Origin of the sequence: Allohoeflea poritis (assembly GCF_027889715.1) — a bacterium.
Classification (GTDB): domain Bacteria; phylum Pseudomonadota; class Alphaproteobacteria; order Rhizobiales; family Rhizobiaceae; genus Hoeflea_A; species Hoeflea_A poritis.
The window spans coordinates 249143-266577 of record NZ_JAPJZH010000006.1 but is presented as its reverse complement, the minus strand read 5'-3'; the positions used below and the strand labels follow the sequence as shown (position 1 = coordinate 266577).

Genomic DNA, 17435 nt, shown 5'->3' with positions numbered 1-17435 from the left:
ATGCATCCAGCCGTCTCCGTCATTTTCTTCACCGTCATGTCCGGCGCGGGCTTCGGTCTGATTGCACTGATCGGCCTTGGCATGCCGCTGCCCGGCGGCCTCGCGGCGGCGTTCTTCATTCCGGCGCTTGCGGGAGGGCTCGCCATTGCCGGTCTGGTCTCTTCGACATTCCATCTCGGTCATCCCGAACGCGCCTGGCGCGCCCTGTCGCAATGGCGCTCGTCCTGGCTGTCGCGCGAAGGTGTGATGGCCATCGTCACCCTTGTCCTCTTCGGGCTCTACACGCTGGTGTGGATGCTGGGCGGTGAGCGCATCCTTTGGCTCGGACTGCCCGTCGCCCTCTGTGCGGTCGTGACCGTCTACACGACCGCGATGATCTACGCGCAGCTCAAGACGGTGCCGCAATGGCACACCGGGCTGACGCCTGCCTGTTACCTCGTTTTCTCGCTGACCTGTGGACTGGTGCTGGCGGCGGGTCTCGACGGGTTCCGAAGCGCAGGTCCAGGCGCTGCCGGCATCGCATTTGCCGCCATTCTGATTGCCTGGGCCTTCAAGCTTGCCTGGTGGGCCCGGGCCGCAAGGTCCAGCCTGGACGCCGCCGGCTCGACCATGGAAACGGCCACCGGGCTCGGCGCCATCGGCGCAGTGCGTCTTCTCGAGCGCCCGCACACGGGTGAGAACTATCTGACACGCGAAATGGTGCATGTCATCGGCCGCAAACATGCGGTCAAGCTTCGTCTGATCGCGCTGTGTGTCGGAGCGCTTGTTCCGTTGCTGATCGCGCTGGCCGTCTGGTTCCTTGCCGCCTCGGCGCTTTGGCTCATCCCGGCCTTTGTCGCGCTTATGGCGGGCCTGTTTGTCGAGCGCTGGCTGTTCTTTGCCGAGGCCGAGCATGCGGTTTCGCTTTACTACGGTGGGCGCAACGCCTAATTGTCCGGTTCCTGCCTCAACCGGATTCCGCTTTCATGACACTCGACCGCCTGGCCCCAGCGCTGTTCGTCCTTTTGTGGTCGACGGGCTGGATTGTTGCGCGCTACGCCGCGCCGCACACCGAGCCGCTGGCGTTTTTGTCCGTGCGGTACGCATGCGCTGCCGCGGTTCTGCTTCTCCTGTGCCTGGCGGTGAGGGCAACCTGGCCGAAAGGGCGCGCGGGGTGGTGGCACGCCGTCTTTTCGGGCGTGCTGTTGCATGGTGTCTATCTCGGCGGCGTGTGGTGGGCCATCGATGTCGGCGTGCCGACGGCGCTTTCCGGACTGATCGCGGCGTTGCAGCCGCTGCTGACCGCGATGTGGGCGCCCTTTGCTGTCGGCGAGCGGCTGACCCGCGGCCAGTGGATCGGCATTGTCTTCGGTCTTGCCGGTCTGCTGATCGCCATCGTCCCAAGGCTTGCGGCACTGCACTGGTCGGAGATTGCGACCGCGCTCGTCCCGCTCGGGATCAACGTTGTCGGGATGATCGGTGTCACGGCCGGGACCATCTACCAGAAGCGTTTCCTGCAGACAGGCGACCTGCGCTCGACGGCCATGCTGCAATATATCGGCGCTTTCGCCTTCACTTTGCCGCTTGCATGGTTGTTCGAAGACTTCGCCATGAGCTGGAACATCCATCTGACAATCGCGCTGCTTTGGTCGGTTTTCGGCCTTTCCATCGGCGCGATCGTGCTGCTTTTGTACCTGATCCGGCGCGGTCAGGTCTCAAGGGCCGCATCGCTGATCTACCTGGTTCCGCCCGCCGTGGCGATCGAGGCTTTCCTGCTTTTCGGCGAAAGGCTTTCAGCGCCGATGATTGCCGGCACGGTGATTGTCGTGATCGGTGTTTACCTGACAAATCGTCCGCAGATATCCGCGCGCTGATTTGCCCGAAAAACGGCGGGCAAACCCGCCGCCCGCATTGCCGCATGCGGCGTATACCAAAATCGCATTTTCGGCTTTGCAGCGACGATTGTTTCGCTATGATTGCGCACAACTTTCCGTAACATAGCGGAAAGGAACCGATAAATCGGACGAAGGGCCGGAGTAAACGGCCCGTATCTATGGGAGTAATCATTCATGTTGCCAAAACTCAAAATGGCACTTGCCGCGAGCATTGCACTGGCCGGACTTTCAGGTGCCGCAACGGCAGCCGATGTCAAATTCGGCTTCCTCGGCGGTGTGACCGGACCGATCGAAAGCCTCGCGCCGCCGATCATCGATGGCGCCAACCTTGCGCTGACCCATGTCAACGAACAGGGCGGCCTGATGGACGGCAAAACGATAGAGCTGGTCGTCGGTGACACGACCTGCGCCGATGCGACCAAGGCAGCCGACGCGGCCGACCGCCTCGTCAATGTCGACAATGTCTCTGCAATCGTCGGTGCGCTGTGCTCCGGCGCCACGATCTCGGCGGCCAACAATGCCGGTATTCCGGGCGGCGTCGCCATGATCTCTCCGGCTTCGACCTCGCCGGCACTGACGACGCTCGACGACAAGGGCCTCGTGTTCCGCACGGCAACGTCCGACGCCTATCAGGGCGGCGTGCTGGCCCGTGTCGTGCTCGCGGCCGGCAAGAACAATGTCGCCGTAACCTATGTCAACAATGACTACGGCAAGGGCTTTGCCGATGCATTCTCGGCCGCCTTTATGGCAGCCGGCGGAACGGTCGCCGCCTCCGAGGCACATGAAGACGGCAAGGCCGACTACCGCGCCGAAATCGGTTCGCTTTCCGCGACCGGAGCAGAAGCGCTTGTGATCCTCGCCTATGCCGACGGATCGGGTCAGACCGTCCTGCGCCAGGCGCTGGAAGGTGGCGATTTCGATGTCTTCTATGGCGGTGACGGCATGGTTTCCCAGACGCTGGCCGACAATGTTCCGGCCGCCAACGGCAGGATCATCATGACGCGTCAGGCCAATCCGGCGACGCCGGCTTCCGAGGCATTTGCCGTTGGTGCGACCGCTGCCGGACTGGATCCGAACGCCACATATGCAGGCAACAGCTACGATGCTGCCTTCGTTCTGGCCCTTGCCGCCGAGAAGGCCGGAAGTACGGATCGCGCCGCAATTGCCAAGGCAGTCCGCGAAGTGTCTTCCGGAACCGGTGAAACCATTCTTCCGGGAGAGTGGAAGAAAGCCAAGGAACTGATCGCCGCCGGCACGGACATCAACTACTATGGCGCCGCCGGCAGTCAGGATTTTGACGAAAACGGCGACGTGCCCGGTGTCTTCGAGACACTGGCCATCGAGGACGGCAAAATCATGAGCACAGGCGCGGCCGAATAGGCGCGCCCCGCATCGAACACGCAAAGGCCCGGAGCGATCCGGGCCTTTTTTCTCAGAAGCCGCTGCGGCGCCAGGCCTCTTCAAGATGTTCAGGTATCGTGCCACCGCGTGTTTCGGTGATGGCCCGCGCGGCAACGATCAGCGCGCGCTTGATTATGGCAGCCAACTCGTCCGACATGCGCGATGTCGGACTGGCAACGGCGGCGGTGCCGGTTGCATGTCCCGCCTGATCGAAGAACGGGACCGCTATACCGAAGACCTCCTCCTCATAGCCCTGGTCTGACATTCCGAAGCCGCGCGCGACGGTTTTTGCGATGTCCGCACGCAATCGCTCCGCATCCGTCGTTGTGAAAGCGGTATATTTTTTAAGCGGCGATTTGATCGCGCGTTCGAGCAGATCTTCCCTGGAGAATGCAATGATCGCCAAACCAGAAGCCGTTGCGTGAAGGGGCAGCATCTCCGAAAGGCTCAGCGAAACCCGGGCGGCGTGTCTTGGGCTTTCCTTCTTGGCCAGCGGTGAAAGGACCAGCCCCTGCAGCAGCGATATGTGCGCCGTTTCGCTGGTCGCCTCGCTCAACCGGTCGGTAATGGCCTGAATCGCACTGCGAAGCGGAAACACACTTTCGCGGATATTTGCAAGCCTCAGCACTGCCGGTCCCAGCCGGTATCGCTTTGAACCGGGATCCTGCTCCAGCATCCCGAACGCGACGAGTTCGGTGAGATAGCGATAGGTGGTCGCCTTGTCGTGTCCGGAGAGTTTACGCAAATCCGCAAGGCCGATCTCGGGCTGCGATTCCGAAAAATGATCAAGGAGGCCAAGTGCGTTGCTGATTGTGCCCACCGCTTTCGGTCCTTTCGTTGATCAGATCGCCCGCACCGGTTCAATAATTGAACCGGTTTGCGTTTGCAACGGTCGGGGGTGACGGCAACGCCAGTCTGGTTCAGTGCCGCGCCTGTTTCTCGGGCAGCACGCCCTGCGGCGCGAAGCGCAGCACCAGCGTGATGGTCAGGCCGATGACGAAGACCCGCATCTGCAGCGCCCGGCTCGCAAGGTCCGATGGCGGCTCCCAGCCGAGCCAGGCTTGGCCGTAGGTGCCGATCATGTTGAACAGCCAGAACGCCACGGGTTCCGACATGACCCAGACGATATAGACGAAGACCGCGCCAAAGATTGCGCCGCGATTATTGCCGGACCCGCCGAGGATCACCATCACCCAGATCAGGAATGTGTGGTTGAGATCGAGGAAGCCGGAAGGATCGTAGATCGACGCGAAATGGATCAGCACGGCGCCGCCGAAGCCCATGAGCACGCAGCCCAGGACGAAGATCTCCAGCCGCCGTCGATTGACGTCCTTGCCCATGGAGGCCGCGGCGTTCTCATTGTCGCGGATCGCCCGCATCATGCGGCCCCATGGCGCATGATAGGCGCGCTGCAGCAGGAAATAGATGATGACGATGGTGATCGCCACGACCGTGAGATACGAGGCGCGCGCCATGATGAACTCGCCATCCGCCGGCGTCTGCACAGGCCAGGGCAGCGGCGAGACGGTCAGCGTGCCGCGCGTCAGCCAGTCGGCATTCTTCAGGAATGTCTTGATGATCTGCGCAATGCCAAGTGTTGCAATGGCGAGATAATCGGCGCGCAGGCCAAGGCAGATCTTGCCGACGAACCAGGCGATGGCGCCCGCAACGATGCCGGCGACGATCCAGCCCACCAGCACCGGAAGCCCGAGGCCGCCCATCCAGCCGCTGGCCTGCTCGATCTCCTCCGACATGACGGCCATATGTTCCGACAGCACAAGATAGGCAACGGCAATGGCGATAGCGGTCAGCAGTCCCCGCAGCTTGGGGCCGACGCCCCAGCGGGCCGAACGGTAGATGGCCCAGAGCACGGCGGCGCTCACCGCCAGTTTGACAACAAACAGACCGACCAGTTCCGGCCCGCCCGAGGCCCAGAAATCCTCGTTCTGCGGGAAGGAAATGATCATCGACGATGCAGCACCGGCTGCGATGAAGCCCATGATCCCCACATTGAACAGCCCGGCATAGCCCCACTGGATGGTCAGACCCAGCGCGATGATCGCGTAACAGCCCGCTTCGACCAGCATCCGCAGCGAGTAGACCGGCCCCTGGCTGACGAAGATCAGCAGCACCAGAACGCCCAGCGCCGCGAACAGCACCACGTCGCGCATGATCGAGTACTGGTTCTCGCCGCTCATGCCAGCACCCTCCCTTTGAAGATGCCGGTGGGCCGGAAAATCAGCACGATGATGAGGATCAGGAACGGCACCATCAGCTTGTACTCGGTCGGAACCAGCGCCATGCTGGTCGGCACCTCGAACCAGAGCTGATCCTTGATCGGCCGCAGCAGGATGGACCAGTTGAAGACGGCAAGCGTCTCGCAGAAGCCGACGAGGAAGCCGCCGGCAATGGCGCCGTAGGGCTGGCCGATTCCGCCGACGATGGTGGCCGCGAAGATCGGCAGGAGGATGTTGAAGGAAAGATCGGGCTTCAGCGTCACGTCCATCGAAAGCATGGTGCCCGCCGCGCAGGCAAGCGCGCCGCCGATGATCCACGTTGCCCAGACCACATGGTTGGTGTTGATGCCGGTGATGCGCGCCAGTTCCGGATTGTCGGAGACGGCCCGCATTGCCTTGCCGAGCCGCGAGCGCGTCAGGAACCAGTGCAAGACGATCACCGCGACGATGACAAAGCCGATGAGAAGAACCTGCGGTTCGGTAATGATGACCGGGCGGCTGGCACCCGGGAAAGGCAGACGGAAAATCTCCTTCGGCGCGTCGATGAACATGTCGCGCGAGCGCACGCCGGCAAACAGCCGGATCAATCCTTGCAGCATCAAGGTGACGCCGACCGAGGCCATGACCAGCACAACGGGCCGTGCGCCGGCCTGGCGCAGCGGCTTGTAGAAGGTCCGGTCGAGACCGATGGCAATGAATGCGGTGATCACCATGGCCGGGAACATGGCGACGAAGGCAAGGGGGACCGGCAGCGTAACGCCCAGCGCGGCAAGCGCCGCCGACAGGATCAGCGTGACGAATGCGCCAAGCGTCATCATGTCGCCATGGGCGAAATGCGCGAAGCGCAGGATACCGAAGATGAGCGTCACGCCGATGGCGCCGAGGGCGTAGATCGAGCCGATAATAAGGCCCGAGACCAGTCCCTTGTTTATGAAGAATACAATCTCGTTCAACGTGCCTCTCCCGCTACCCGCCCAGGAAACTTGCGGCGACTTCGGGGTTGTTCAGAAGGTTCTGACCGGTGTCGGTGTAGGAATTGAGACCGCCGGCCAGCACAAAGCCCTTGTGGGCGATGGCCAGCGCCTGTTTCGCATTCTGCTCGACCATGGCGACAGTCACGCCGGTCCGGTTGATGGCGATCACCCGGTCGAAGATCTGCGACATGAACATCGGCGACAGGCCGGCCGTCGGCTCGTCGAGCAATATGAGTTTCGGCTCGATCATCAGCGCGCGGCCGAAGGCGACCATCTGGCGCTGGCCGCCGGACAGTTCGCCCGCCGGCTGGTTGCGCTTGTCCTTCAGCGGCGGAAAGATATCGTAGACATGGTCCATGACGGCCGAAAAATCGTCGCGGCGTACATAGGCGCCCATCTCCAGATTTTCGTGCACCGTCAGCGTCGGAAACACATTGTGCTCCTGCGGCACGAAGGCGATGCGGTGGTCGGCCAGTTGCTCGGAGCGGATGCCGGTAATGTCCGCACCGTCGAAGCGGATCGATCCCCCGGTGATGTTCAGCATGCCGAAGATCGCCTTGAGCGTGGTCGATTTTCCGGCACCGTTGGGGCCGACGATAACGCCGATCTCGCCTGCTTCAAGGCTGAGATTGACACCCTTCAGGATGTTCATCTGGCCATAGCCGGCGTGCAGATCGCTGATCTCCAGAAGGCTCATGGCGTGGCCTCCGGATTGGTGTCGATCGTCGCCTGGCCGGTGGGTGAGCCCCCGAAATAGGCTTCGATGACCGCCTCATTCTTCTGGATGTCTTCGATATGGCCTTCCGTCATCACCGTTCCGGCGGCCATGACAATGACCGGATCGCAGAGCCGGGCGATCATGTCCATGTCATGCTCGATGACAAAGAAGGTATAGCCGAGTTCCTGGTTGAGGCGTTCGATATTGGAAACCAGGTCGTTGAGCAGCGTCCGGTTGACCCCGGCGGCGATCTCGTCGAGTAGCACAACCTTGGCGTCGACCATCATGGTGCGGCCGAGTTCCAGCAGTTTCTTCTGTCCTCCGGACAGGTTGCCGGCCAGCTCGTTCTTCACATGGGTGATCTTGAGGAAGTCCAGGACCTCCTCCGCCTTGCGCCGTATCTCGGCCTCCTCACGGGCAACGCGCGCCGGCCGGAGCCAGGCGGAAGCAAGGTTCTCGCCGCTCTGCCTGGCCGGCACCATCATGAGGTTTTCCGTCACCGTCATGTGCGAGAACTCGTGAGCGATCTGGAAGGTGCGCAACAGGCCGCGGTCGAACAGTTCGTGGGCGGCAAGTCCGGTGACCTCCTCGCCATCCAGAAATATCTGGCCCGAAGTCGGCGGGAATGTACCCGCTACCATGTTGAAAAGAGTGGTTTTTCCGGCCCCGTTCGGACCGATGAGACCGGTGACGGAGCCCTTCTGAATGGAAAGTGTGCAGTCGTCCACGGCGAAGAAACCGCCGAAACGCTTCGTGACACTCCGCACATCGATGATTGCGCTCATGCTTCCCCGATTTTGTTGTTGTCGATTGCTTGCTGTCCGCAATCGTCCTGTTCGGGAAGATTGCAGCGGTCGCCCGCAAACAACCGGGCTTTTGGGGAGTCCCTTAACATCCGCATGTCGGCTTGCAAAGAAAAACCGCGTTTTGCGGCACAATGGGGCGTGGATACGGCACGGCGGGATGCGTTTGGTTTTTGTCTGCGCGCGGTCGAATGTCGTGATCCGGGCGGGCATAAATAGGGGTTGATCTCCAAACAAATTTGGCCATTCTAGCGACTTGAACAAAAAGCGTCGTCAAGGCGCAGATCGGGGAAGCATGCTGCCGGCAGGTGTTTGGCAAGCGAATTGGGTAATCGTCGGCCGGTTCTCGGGAACAATCCGGTCGGCGCGGTGTGCTGACCCCAAGGGCCTGTTCTTCAAAAACAATTCGATGTTGCCACACACCGGTGAAAAGCCGGGATGCTGGTATTTCGGAATTCGGGATCGAAACGGCTAGCGCACGCAGGGCGACGGCCCTGAAGGCCGCGCCGTCGAACGGGTATCGGCATGCGGGAGTATTGGGGAAGCGAGTGGAATATTTCGTACAGCAATTGATTAACGGGGTGACCCTGGGATCGATCTACGGCCTGATCGCCATCGGCTACACCATGGTCTACGGCATCATCGGCATGATCAACTTCGCCCATGGCGACATATTCATGGTCGGCGCCTTCATATCGCTGATCGTGATCACCGCTCTGGGTCTCGCCGCCTCCTCCAGCATCTTCATCATCATATTGGCGCTGATCCTGGTTCTGGTGTGCGCGATGATCATTTCATCCGTCTTCGGGTGGACCCTAGAACGGCTCGCCTACCGGCCGCTGCGTGGCTCCTTCCGATTGGCCCCGCTGATCACGGCCATCGGTGTTTCGATCGTGCTGCAGAACTACATCCAGATTTCGCAGGGCGCGCGCGTCAAGCCGCTGCAGCCGATCATTTCCGGTGGCCACACGATCATGCGGCGTGTCGATGAAAATGGCGAATTCGTCGTTCAGATATCCAACATGCAGATTCTGATCATAACGGTCACCATCGTTCTGATGACGGTATTTTCGCTGATCATCGCCAGGACGTCGCTGGGGCGCGCCCAAAGGGCCTGCGAACAGGATCGCAAAATGGCATCGCTTCTCGGCATCAATGTCGACCGGACCATTTCCACGACCTTCGTCATGGGTGCGGCGCTCGCCGCCGTCGCCGGGCTGATGTATCTGCTCTATTACGGCGTGATCGATTTCTATATCGGCTTTGTCGCCGGCGTTAAGGCATTTACCGCCGCGGTGCTCGGCGGCATTGGATCGCTTCCGGGCGCCATGCTCGGCGGCCTGGTCATCGGCCTGATCGAAACGCTCTGGTCGGCCTATTTCTCGGTGGAATACAAGGATGTCGCGGCATTTTCCATGCTGGCCATCGTGCTGATCTTCCTGCCGCAGGGTCTGCTCGGCAAGCCCGAGGTTGAGAAGGTCTGATGGCTGAGGCGACACAAACCGGCACGGGAGCCGGCGGCGGCCTGGAACTTGCCGAAATCGGCAAGGACCTGGCGATCACGGCGTTGCTCGGTGCCGCCATCTTCGGCTCCACCATTGCTTTCAAGACCGAGACCGCGACCGGCGGACTGTCGCTGGTCCTGCGGTTCGAAGAAGCGTTCTTCGTCATTGCCGCTGTTGTCATCGGGCGGCTGATCCTGCTCCTGACCGTCTGGCGCCGGCCGGGCGGAACCGACAGGACATTCGTGCCGCAGGCTCTGCAGACGCGCTACACGGAGTTCCTGGCAAAGACCGGCAAGGCCTTTGTTCCCATCGTGCTGCTGTTTGCCGTCGTGTTTCCGTTCCTGCCTTTCACCGACCGCTACCTGCTCGACCTCGGCATTCTCATCCTGACCTATGTCATGCTCGGATGGGGCCTGAATATTGTCGTCGGTCTGGCGGGCCTGCTCGATCTCGGCTATGTGGCCTTCTACGCGGTCGGCGCCTATTCCTATGCGCTGCTTGCGCAGTATTTCGGCCTGTCCTTCTGGATCTGCCTGCCGCTCGCCGGGATCCTGGCGGCGTTCTGGGGTATCATTCTCGGCTTTCCCGTGCTGCGGCTGCGCGGCGACTATCTCGCCATCGTGACGCTGGCATTCGGTGAGATCATCCGCATTGTGCTCTTGAACTGGTACGAGTTCACGGGCGGGCCGGACGGCCTGTCCGGCATCCCCAGGCCCAGTTTCTTCGGCATACCGTTCAAGCGCGGCGAAGGCGGATTCGCGGATTTCTTCGGTCTCGATTATTCATCGATCCACCGCATCATCTTCCTGTATTTCCTCATTCTGGTGCTGGCGCTGATCACCAATTTCGTGACCATCAGGCTGCGGCGGCTGCCGATCGGCCGCGCCTGGGAAGCGCTTCGGGAAGACGAGATCGCCTGTCGCTCGCTCGGTCTCAACACGGTCTCGATAAAGCTGACGGCCTTTGCGACGGGCGCGATGTTTGCAGGGTTCGCCGGATCGTTCTTTGCGACGCGGCAGGGTTTCATTTCGCCGGAAAGCTTCACCTTCATCGAGTCTGCGCTCATCCTGGCCATCGTCGTTCTCGGCGGCATGGGCTCCCAGATCGGTGTGGTGATTGCATCGGTTGCGATGATCGGCGGCTTCGAGATTTTCCGCGAAGCCGAACAATACCGCATGCTGATCTTCGGGCTTGCCATGGTCATGATCATGATCTGGCGTCCGCGCGGCCTGATCTCGACGCGCGAGCCTTCGATCTTCCTGAAGGAGAAGAAGTCCGTGTCGGCCGACATGGTGGCGCAGGGCGAGGGGCACTGAGATGGCTGACCACGCGAAGACCCCGCTGCTGACGGTCGAGCATCTGAGTATGCGCTTCGGCGGCCTTCTGGCCGTCAATGATTTGTCCATGACCGCCTACCGGGGCGACATCACGGCGCTGATCGGGCCGAACGGCGCCGGCAAGACGACGGTCTTCAACTGCCTGACCGGCTTCTACAAGCCGACCGAGGGCAGGATCACCATGCACCGCAATGACGGGCAGGAATTCCTTCTGGAACGGATGGACGATTTCCGCATCACCAGGAATGCGCGCGTTGCGCGGACCTTCCAGAACATCCGCCTGTTCGGCGGCATGACCGTGCTGGAAAATCTGATGATCGCACAGCACAACCCGCTGATGCGGGCCTCAAAACAGACGATTGGCGGTATCTTCGGCATTGCCAGTTTCAAGCGCGCGGAAAAGGAAGCGGTCGAGAAGGCCGAGTACTGGCTCGAACATATCAACCTGACCCAGCGCGCCGACGATGCCGCGGCCGATCTTCCCTATGGCGACCAGCGCAAGCTGGAGATCGCACGCGCCATGTGCACCGGTCCCGAACTTCTATGTCTCGACGAGCCGGCCGCAGGTCTCAATCCGGCGGAATCGGACGAGCTCAACAAGCTGCTGCTGTTCGTGCGCAAGGAATGCGACACGGGGATCCTGCTCATCGAGCACGACATGAACGTCGTCATGGAGATCTCGGACCACATCGTCGTGCTGGATTACGGCGTCAAGATCGCCGACGGCACTGCCGATGAAGTTCGCAGCGACCCCAAGGTGATCGCCGCCTATCTCGGCGTCGAGGATGAGGAGGTCGATGCCGTCGAGCATGAGATCGAGGAAACAGCGGCGGAGGCGCGCCCATGAGCAGCCCGCCCCTTCTTCAGATCCGCGACGTCGAGACGTTTTACGGCAAGATTCAGGCTTTGCGCGGCATAACGCTGGATGTCCATGAGGGCGAGATCGTCACGCTGATCGGCGCCAATGGCGCCGGCAAGTCAACGCTGATGATGACCATCTGCGGAGACCCGCGTGCCCGCTCGGGCCAGATCGTCTATGACGGGCGGGACATTACCCGCCTGCCGACGCACGAAATCATGCGCCTGCGCATATCGCAGTCGCCGGAAGGCCGGCGCATCTTCCCGCGCATGACCGTCAACGAGAACCTGCTGATGGGTGCGGCCGTCGCCGATCCGGAACATTTCGAGGAAGATGCCGCGCGCGCTTTCGAGCTGTTTCCGCGTCTCAAGGACCGCAAGGATCAGCGCGGCGGCACGCTCTCCGGCGGCGAACAGCAGATGCTGGCCATCGCGCGGGCGCTGATGGCCCGTCCGAAGCTGCTGCTGCTGGACGAACCGTCGCTCGGCCTTGCGCCGCTGGTCGTCAAGCAGATCTTCGAGGTGATCAAGGAACTCAACGAGAAGCAGGGGCTGACCGTGTTCCTCGTCGAGCAGAACGCCTATCATGCCTTGAAGCTGGCGCATCAGGGCCATGTGATCGTCAACGGCAAGATCACCATGAGCGGAACCGGAGCCGAGCTCCTTGCCCGCGAGGAAGTGCGGGCCGCCTATCTCGAGGGAGGGGCGCACTGATGGGTATTTTGTGGGACACGAGTTTTCCGACCTTTCTGATGCTGACCGTGGTGATCGGCGGTGCGGCGGCCTATATGACGGGGCGCGCCTTGGCGTCCCACTGGCGGCCGATCATCCAGCCCGTGCTTTACACGTTGCTCCTGGCGGCGGTGGTGCGGTTTTTTCACTACGCGCTTTTCGGCGGCGCGCTTCTGTCCCTGCATTACTACGTGGTTGACGCGGCGGTTCTCATTTCCGCCGCGCTTCTCGGTTACCGGATAACGCGCGTGCGTCAGATGGTGACCCAATATAGCTGGCTGTACGAGCGATCGGGACCGTTCAGCTGGCGCGAAAAGAAAGCTGAGGGGTGACAAGAAGGCTGCCTACGTGATTGTATTTGCAATTTTATTCAGAATGCGGAACAGTTACGCAGGAAGCGGATCTTAGCCTGATAATTAACCTCAATGGGAGTTGAAAACATGAGGAAATATCTACTCGCAACCACCGCACTTGCATTCAGCATCGGTCTGAGTGCCGGCACGGCCTGGGCAGACATCCAGATCGCAACGGCCGGACCCATGACGGGCCAGTATGCAAGCTTCGGCGCGCAGATGAAGGCCGGTGCCGAGCAGGCGGTTGAAGACATCAACGCTGCCGGCGGCGTCAATGGCGAAATGCTCGTGCTCAATGTCGGCGACGATGCTTGCGACCCGAAGCAGGCCGTGGCCGTTGCCAACCAGATGGTTTCCAAGGGCGTCGTCTTCATGGCCGGGCATTTCTGCTCCGGTTCGTCCATTCCGGCTTCCAAGGTCTATGAGGAAGAAGGAATCGTGCAGATCTCGCCGGCTTCCACCAACCCGAAGCTGACCGATGAAGGCGGGCCGAACGTTTACCGCGTCTGCGGCCGAGACGACCAGCAGGGTCTTGTCGCCGGCGGTCTTCTCTTCGAAGAGTACAACGACAAGAACATCGCCATCCTTCATGACAAGACCGCTTACGGCAAAGGCCTCGCCGATGCCACGAAGACGGTTCTGGAAGACCTCGGCGGCGCGGCGAAGATGTATGAAGCCTACACCGCCGGTGAAAAGGACTACACGGCGCTTGTTTCCAAGATGAAGCAGGAAGCCATCGATGTCGCCTATGTCGGCGGCTATCACACCGAAGCCGGCCTGATCGTGCGCCAGATGCGCGACCAGGGCATGAACACGCAGCTTGTCTCGGGCGATGCGCTGGTAACCGACGAATACTGGTCGATCACCGGTGATGCCGGTCAGGGCACCCTCATGACCTTCTCGCCGGATCCGCGCAAGAACGACGCGGCCGTCGATGTCGTCAAGAAGTTCCGCGACAAGGGCATCGAGCCGGAAGGCTACGTCCTCTATACCTATGCCGCGATCCAGGCATGGGCCGAGGCAGCGAAAGCTGCCGGATCCGCTGAGCCGGACAAGGTCATCCCGGCGCTGGACTCCGGCACATTCACGACCGTGCTCGGCGATCTGAGCTTCAACGAAAAAGGCGACGTCACGCTGCCGGGCTATGTCTGGTATGAGTGGAAAGACGGAACCTACGACTATCGCTGATCGTCCGTTTTGACCTTTGGGGCCGCGGGTGGAAACGCCCGCGGCTTTTTTGTTTCCGGCCGCATAAGGTGCCGGTTTTACGTGAAATTTTCACACGCGCCTTCATATGTATACGCCGTGTACGCGCAGGTTAAAGTTCGGTTAAGCCGAGACCGCAAATCCTCATAGATGCAATTTGCGGAAACTTTGTCACAATCACCCGTAACATACCCGTTGGGTTTTCTACTCAAAGGATGACTGGTGAGGGGCGGTTCAACTGGTCTGCAGGGACGTGATTTCGAGGCGGTGTGCCGTGAAATCGCGTCCCTTGCACAGCCGGCATATATCAAGGATGGCGATCTGCGCTACGTCGCGGTGAACGAGGCCTATTGTGCCCTCGTGCAGGCCAGTGCCGGGCAGATGATCGGAAACGACACGCGACACGCCGCCGCGCCGCTGGTCGGATATGATCGCGACGAGAAGGAGCGCCGTGCACTTGTGTTCGGCAAGCCTCAGACAACAATCATCCGGCACAGGAACGATCAGCGGCAGTATCGTGCCAGCATGCGCCCGCTGAGCGACAGCAATGGTTTTCGCTACGTTGCCGGGCTGCTCGAAGCGAAACAGCCTGTCCGCTTCGAGGGTTGGCAGGACCGGACGGTGCAGCCCAATGCCAGGGGCGCAGCCGACAAGCGGGGCAGTCAGGATGCAGGCGGCGCCAGCATCGTGCGACTTCCGGGTGCCGCTGCCCGGCCCGTGCCTGATCCTTCCAGCCGGATGTTGCGGGCGCTCGACGCGCTGGACAGCGCGATCGCCGTCTGGGACCGCAATCACTGTCTTGTCGCCAGCAACCAGGCGTTCCGGGACCGTTATCCTCTCGTCCGCGACTGGTCGAAGGGGCGCAGCCTCGAGCAGATGGTGGCCGAGGTCGCCGACAGCGGGCAGATCCAGAATGCCATCGAGGACCGGCAAACATGGATCGACTCCCACCTGGCGCGCAGAATACGGGAGATGGGCGAGGACGAAGCCATCCGCACCGAAAACGGCAGGGCGACACTGTGGCGTGGCCATTCGACGGCCGAGGGCGACCGGATCATCATCGGCACCGACATCAGCCGGATCGCTGAGGCGGATAAACCGGCGGCAGCCGATGAGGCCGTCAAGCCTGCGTTCTTCGCCAATGTGGCCCATGACATCCGTACGCCCATGAACGGTATTCTCGGCATGGCGGAACTGTTGCGAACGTCGGGTCTGGATCAGAAGCAGCAGATGTTTGCCGACGTGATCACCAAATCGGCGCAGGCTTTGCTCGACATTTTCAATGACGTCATCGACTATTCGCGCAGCGAGGTCGGCATCCTCACGTTGAGGGAACAGTCGTTCAGCCTGGCGGAAGTCATCGAGGATGTCGCCTCCATCTACTCCGCCCGCTTCGCGGAAAAAGACCTGTCCCTGCACATAGAGTTGGATCCCGAACTGTCCCGGCCGCTGGTCGGCGACGCATTTCGGATCCGGCAGGTGATCAACAACCTGATTGGCAATGCAATCGCCCGCAGCGATGTCGGTCAGATCGGCGTCAGCGCCCGGCGCACAGGCGGTGACAGCGGGGAATCCGTCATCCGGATTGCCGTAACGGATTGTGGCCCCGGCCTTTCGGAAGACAAATGTCAGTCGCTGTTTGATGTGTTCTCGGGCACCGCGGACATTGTTTCGCGGAGCGGAGAAAGCGCCGGGCTTGGCCTGACACTGTGTGCCCGCCTTGTCAGGCTCATGGGCGGTCACATAGGGATCGACAGCAGCCCGGGTACTGGATCCGAGTTCTGGTTCGAACTCACTTTGCCCGTGGCTGATCCGGGCGGTGATCAACGGGACGGTTTGGATGAATACGCCGATACGCGCATGCTGTTTGTCTGTGCCGGCGATGTCAGTTGCGATCGGGCGTCAAAGCCCTTGTCCGACCTGCCGCTTGACTGCTGCGTGGCGGAAGATGCCGAGGAAGGACTGAAGGTCCTGCGTGCGGCCGGTCATCTGGAACTGCCGATCGACATGATTCTGGTTTGCGGCGGGCAGGACAAAAATGCCGCCGTCGCCGTGGCGGAGCAATTGCATTCATCGGATATCGGAGCTGTGCCGCCGATCATACTGTCGGGCTCGGGACAGCCGGATCTCGATCCGGTTGGAAGAGAAAGGCTCGGAATTTCCGCACAGATCGAATCGATAACGGATGCCGCTGCGCTGCGTCAGGCGATCATCTCCGTGCTGAAGGAAAACAACGAAGGTACAGGCACGTCACCCATCACTGCTGTCGCGTCGGTTGCGAAAGAAGCAGCCGTTGTGAACCGGGCTTCACCCACGATCGAAATCCTCGTTGCCGAGGACAATGAGGTCAACCAGATCGTCTTTGCCGAGACGCTGCAGCAACTGGGATACGCCTATCACATCGTCGCCGATGGGGAACAGGTACTGGCCGCATGGCGCAAAAGGCAGCCGGATGTCATTTTGATGGATGTCGCCATGCCGCGGAAGAACGGTCTTGAAGCAACATCCGCCATCCGGGCTGCGGAAATCGCACTGGGAACACATGTGCCGATCATAGGCGTGACCGCCTTTGCCGTCGCAAGCGATCAGCAGCGCTGCCTCGAGGCCGGCATGGACGATTGCATGGCCAAGCCCATCAGCGTGGCAAAGCTTGGCGAAAAACTACAGAAATGGCTTCCTCGTCTCGCCGCGGAGAGGCCCGCCTAGAGATCAGTCTTCAGCCCGAAGGCCGATGCACATTTCGCGCTTGCCGCCAAAGCCCTTCCGTTTTTCGACGGCAAAACCAGCCGCTTTAAGGTTGCGGCGCACCCATCCCGCCGCGGAATAGGTGGCGAAGCTGCCGCCGGGGACCGTGTGGTCATGGACCTGTTTCATGAGGTCGGCCGACCACATGTCCGGATTGCGGTCTGGCGCAAATCCGTCAAGGAACCATGCATCCGCCCGGTCCGGCCATGATGTCAGCCGCTCCAGCGCATCGCCCACATGCAGTTCGAGCGCGACATTGTCATCGAAATCGATGCGCGCCGCCGCCGGTGGATTGTCCGGCCAATGTTCCACAAGACGTTTGCTGAATTCCGCAAGCTCCGGCCAGACGGAAAGCGCTCTTGCGATCTCGTCGGCGCGCAACGGGTACTTTTCGAAGCTGACGAAGAGCAAATGGCCTTCACTGCCGCGTTCCCGCCGCCACAGCCGCCAGGTCTCGCAGAAATTCAGGCCGGTTCCGAATCCGAGCTCGGCGACCGTGAAGTTCCTGTTGTCGCGCCATCGTTCGGGCAAGCCGTTGCCTGCGATAAACACATGACCGCATTCCGCGCGGCCGTCGCTGCGCGAATAAAAATGATCGCCAAATTCCGGCGAATAGGGCATATCACCCGCATGCCATTCTATACCGCGCCCCCTCGGGCCGCTCCTGTCGTCCTGCCGGCTCATGGTCCGTT

At 61.2% G+C, this 17435-nt stretch carries 15 protein-coding genes and 1 pseudogene; 10 read left to right on the top strand and 6 right to left on the bottom strand.

What is annotated here, in order from left to right; all coding sequences use genetic code 11:
* The 3 genes from OOZ53_RS12210 to OOZ53_RS12200 all read left to right on the top strand — a co-directional run bounded on the left by OOZ53_RS12210 (nt 1) and on the right by OOZ53_RS12200 (nt 3254).
* Nucleotides 1-930 (top strand): dimethyl sulfoxide reductase anchor subunit family protein, encoded by a 930-nt coding sequence (locus tag OOZ53_RS12210; RefSeq protein WP_271089841.1) that lies wholly within the window; start codon nt 1-3, stop codon nt 928-930.
* Nucleotides 931-965: 35 nt separating this feature from the next.
* On the top strand, nt 966-1853 hold the full coding sequence (locus tag OOZ53_RS12205) for a DMT family transporter (protein WP_271089840.1): 888 nt from the start codon (nt 966-968) through the stop codon (nt 1851-1853).
* Nucleotides 1854-2048: 195 nt separating this feature from the next.
* A complete protein-coding gene (locus tag OOZ53_RS12200) occupies nt 2049-3254 on the top strand; it encodes an ABC transporter substrate-binding protein (protein WP_271089839.1) in 1206 nt (401 codons plus the stop codon).
* Between the two features lie 52 nt (nt 3255-3306).
* On the opposite strand, the gene OOZ53_RS12195 is transcribed toward OOZ53_RS12200, so the two are convergent.
* The 5 genes from OOZ53_RS12195 to OOZ53_RS12175 all read right to left on the bottom strand — a co-directional run bounded on the left by OOZ53_RS12195 (nt 3307) and on the right by OOZ53_RS12175 (nt 7989).
* The gene (locus OOZ53_RS12195) at nt 3307-4095 is read right to left on the bottom strand and encodes an IclR family transcriptional regulator (RefSeq protein WP_271089838.1); all 789 of its coding nucleotides are present in this window, start codon (nt 4093-4095) and stop codon (nt 3307-3309) included.
* Between the two features lie 100 nt (nt 4096-4195).
* The gene (locus tag OOZ53_RS12190) at nt 4196-5473 is read right to left on the bottom strand and encodes a branched-chain amino acid ABC transporter permease (protein ID WP_271089837.1); all 1278 of its coding nucleotides are present in this window, start codon (nt 5471-5473) and stop codon (nt 4196-4198) included.
* Entirely contained in the window at nt 5470-6465 is a 996-nt protein-coding gene (locus OOZ53_RS12185; RefSeq protein ID WP_271089835.1) for a branched-chain amino acid ABC transporter permease, read from the bottom strand. Before OOZ53_RS12185 ends, OOZ53_RS12190 begins: the two co-directional genes overlap by 4 nt.
* Before the next feature lie 13 nt (nt 6466-6478).
* Complete coding sequence (locus OOZ53_RS12180; RefSeq protein ID WP_271089834.1) at nt 6479-7183, bottom strand: ABC transporter ATP-binding protein; 705 nt, start codon at nt 7181-7183, stop codon at nt 6479-6481.
* On the bottom strand, nt 7180-7989 hold the full coding sequence (locus OOZ53_RS12175) for an ABC transporter ATP-binding protein (RefSeq protein ID WP_425499138.1): 810 nt from the start codon (nt 7987-7989) through the stop codon (nt 7180-7182). The genes OOZ53_RS12180 and OOZ53_RS12175 overlap by 4 nt, the downstream gene beginning before the upstream one ends.
* Nucleotides 7990-8555: 566 nt before the next feature.
* Here OOZ53_RS12175 and OOZ53_RS12170 point away from each other — a divergent pair.
* From OOZ53_RS12170 to OOZ53_RS12140, 7 genes and pseudogenes are all read left to right on the top strand, one after another.
* Nucleotides 8556-9491: an ABC transporter permease subunit gene (locus OOZ53_RS12170; RefSeq protein WP_271089833.1), complete on the top strand. Its 936-nt coding sequence runs from the start codon at nt 8556-8558 to the stop codon at nt 9489-9491.
* Nucleotides 9491-10828, top strand: a complete 1338-nt coding sequence (livM, locus tag OOZ53_RS12165) for a high-affinity branched-chain amino acid ABC transporter permease LivM (protein ID WP_271089832.1) — start codon at nt 9491-9493, stop codon at nt 10826-10828. Before OOZ53_RS12170 ends, livM begins: the two co-directional genes overlap by 1 nt.
* A 1-nt stretch (nt 10829) precedes the next feature.
* Nucleotides 10830-11657: pseudogene (locus OOZ53_RS12160) on the top strand (ABC transporter ATP-binding protein); the annotation flags it as partial.
* Between the two features lie 35 nt (nt 11658-11692).
* Complete coding sequence (locus OOZ53_RS12155) at nt 11693-12421, top strand: ABC transporter ATP-binding protein (RefSeq protein WP_271089830.1); 729 nt, start codon at nt 11693-11695, stop codon at nt 12419-12421.
* Nucleotides 12418-12771, top strand: a complete 354-nt coding sequence (locus tag OOZ53_RS12150; protein ID WP_271089877.1) for a DUF6867 family protein — start codon at nt 12418-12420, stop codon at nt 12769-12771. The genes OOZ53_RS12155 and OOZ53_RS12150 overlap by 4 nt, the downstream gene beginning before the upstream one ends.
* Before the next feature lie 108 nt (nt 12772-12879).
* On the top strand, nt 12880-13980 hold the full coding sequence (locus tag OOZ53_RS12145; protein WP_271089829.1) for a branched-chain amino acid ABC transporter substrate-binding protein: 1101 nt from the start codon (nt 12880-12882) through the stop codon (nt 13978-13980).
* A 240-nt stretch (nt 13981-14220) separates the two neighbouring features.
* Nucleotides 14221-16704 (top strand): hybrid sensor histidine kinase/response regulator, encoded by a 2484-nt coding sequence (locus OOZ53_RS12140; protein ID WP_271089828.1) that lies wholly within the window; start codon nt 14221-14223, stop codon nt 16702-16704.
* Between the two features lie 3 nt (nt 16705-16707).
* Here OOZ53_RS12140 and mnmC2 read toward each other — a convergent pair whose 3' ends face one another.
* Complete coding sequence (gene mnmC2, locus OOZ53_RS12135; protein WP_271089827.1) at nt 16708-17427, bottom strand: tRNA (5-methylaminomethyl-2-thiouridine)(34)-methyltransferase MnmC2; 720 nt, start codon at nt 17425-17427, stop codon at nt 16708-16710.
* Nucleotides 17428-17435: the final 8 nt, after the last annotated feature.

Coding starts and splice junctions, on each gene's coding strand:
- OOZ53_RS12210 (WP_271089841.1), top strand. CDS start 1: ATGCATCCAGCCGTCTCCGTCATTTTCTTCACCGTCATGTCCGGCGCG.
- OOZ53_RS12205 (WP_271089840.1), top strand. CDS start 966: ATGACACTCGACCGCCTGGCCCCAGCGCTGTTCGTCCTTTTGTGGTCG.
- OOZ53_RS12200 (WP_271089839.1), top strand. CDS start 2,049: ATGTTGCCAAAACTCAAAATGGCACTTGCCGCGAGCATTGCACTGGCC.
- OOZ53_RS12190 (WP_271089837.1), bottom strand. CDS start 5,473: ATGAGCGGCGAGAACCAGTACTCGATCATGCGCGACGTGGTGCTGTTC.
- OOZ53_RS12180 (WP_271089834.1), bottom strand. CDS start 7,183: ATGAGCCTTCTGGAGATCAGCGATCTGCACGCCGGCTATGGCCAGATG.
- OOZ53_RS12175 (WP_425499138.1), bottom strand. CDS start 7,989: ATGAGCGCAATCATCGATGTGCGGAGTGTCACGAAGCGTTTCGGCGGT.
- livM (WP_271089832.1), top strand. CDS start 9,491: ATGGCTGAGGCGACACAAACCGGCACGGGAGCCGGCGGCGGCCTGGAA.
- OOZ53_RS12155 (WP_271089830.1), top strand. CDS start 11,693: ATGAGCAGCCCGCCCCTTCTTCAGATCCGCGACGTCGAGACGTTTTAC.
- OOZ53_RS12145 (WP_271089829.1), top strand. CDS start 12,880: ATGAGGAAATATCTACTCGCAACCACCGCACTTGCATTCAGCATCGGT.
- mnmC2 (WP_271089827.1), bottom strand. CDS start 17,427: ATGAGCCGGCAGGACGACAGGAGCGGCCCGAGGGGGCGCGGTATAGAA.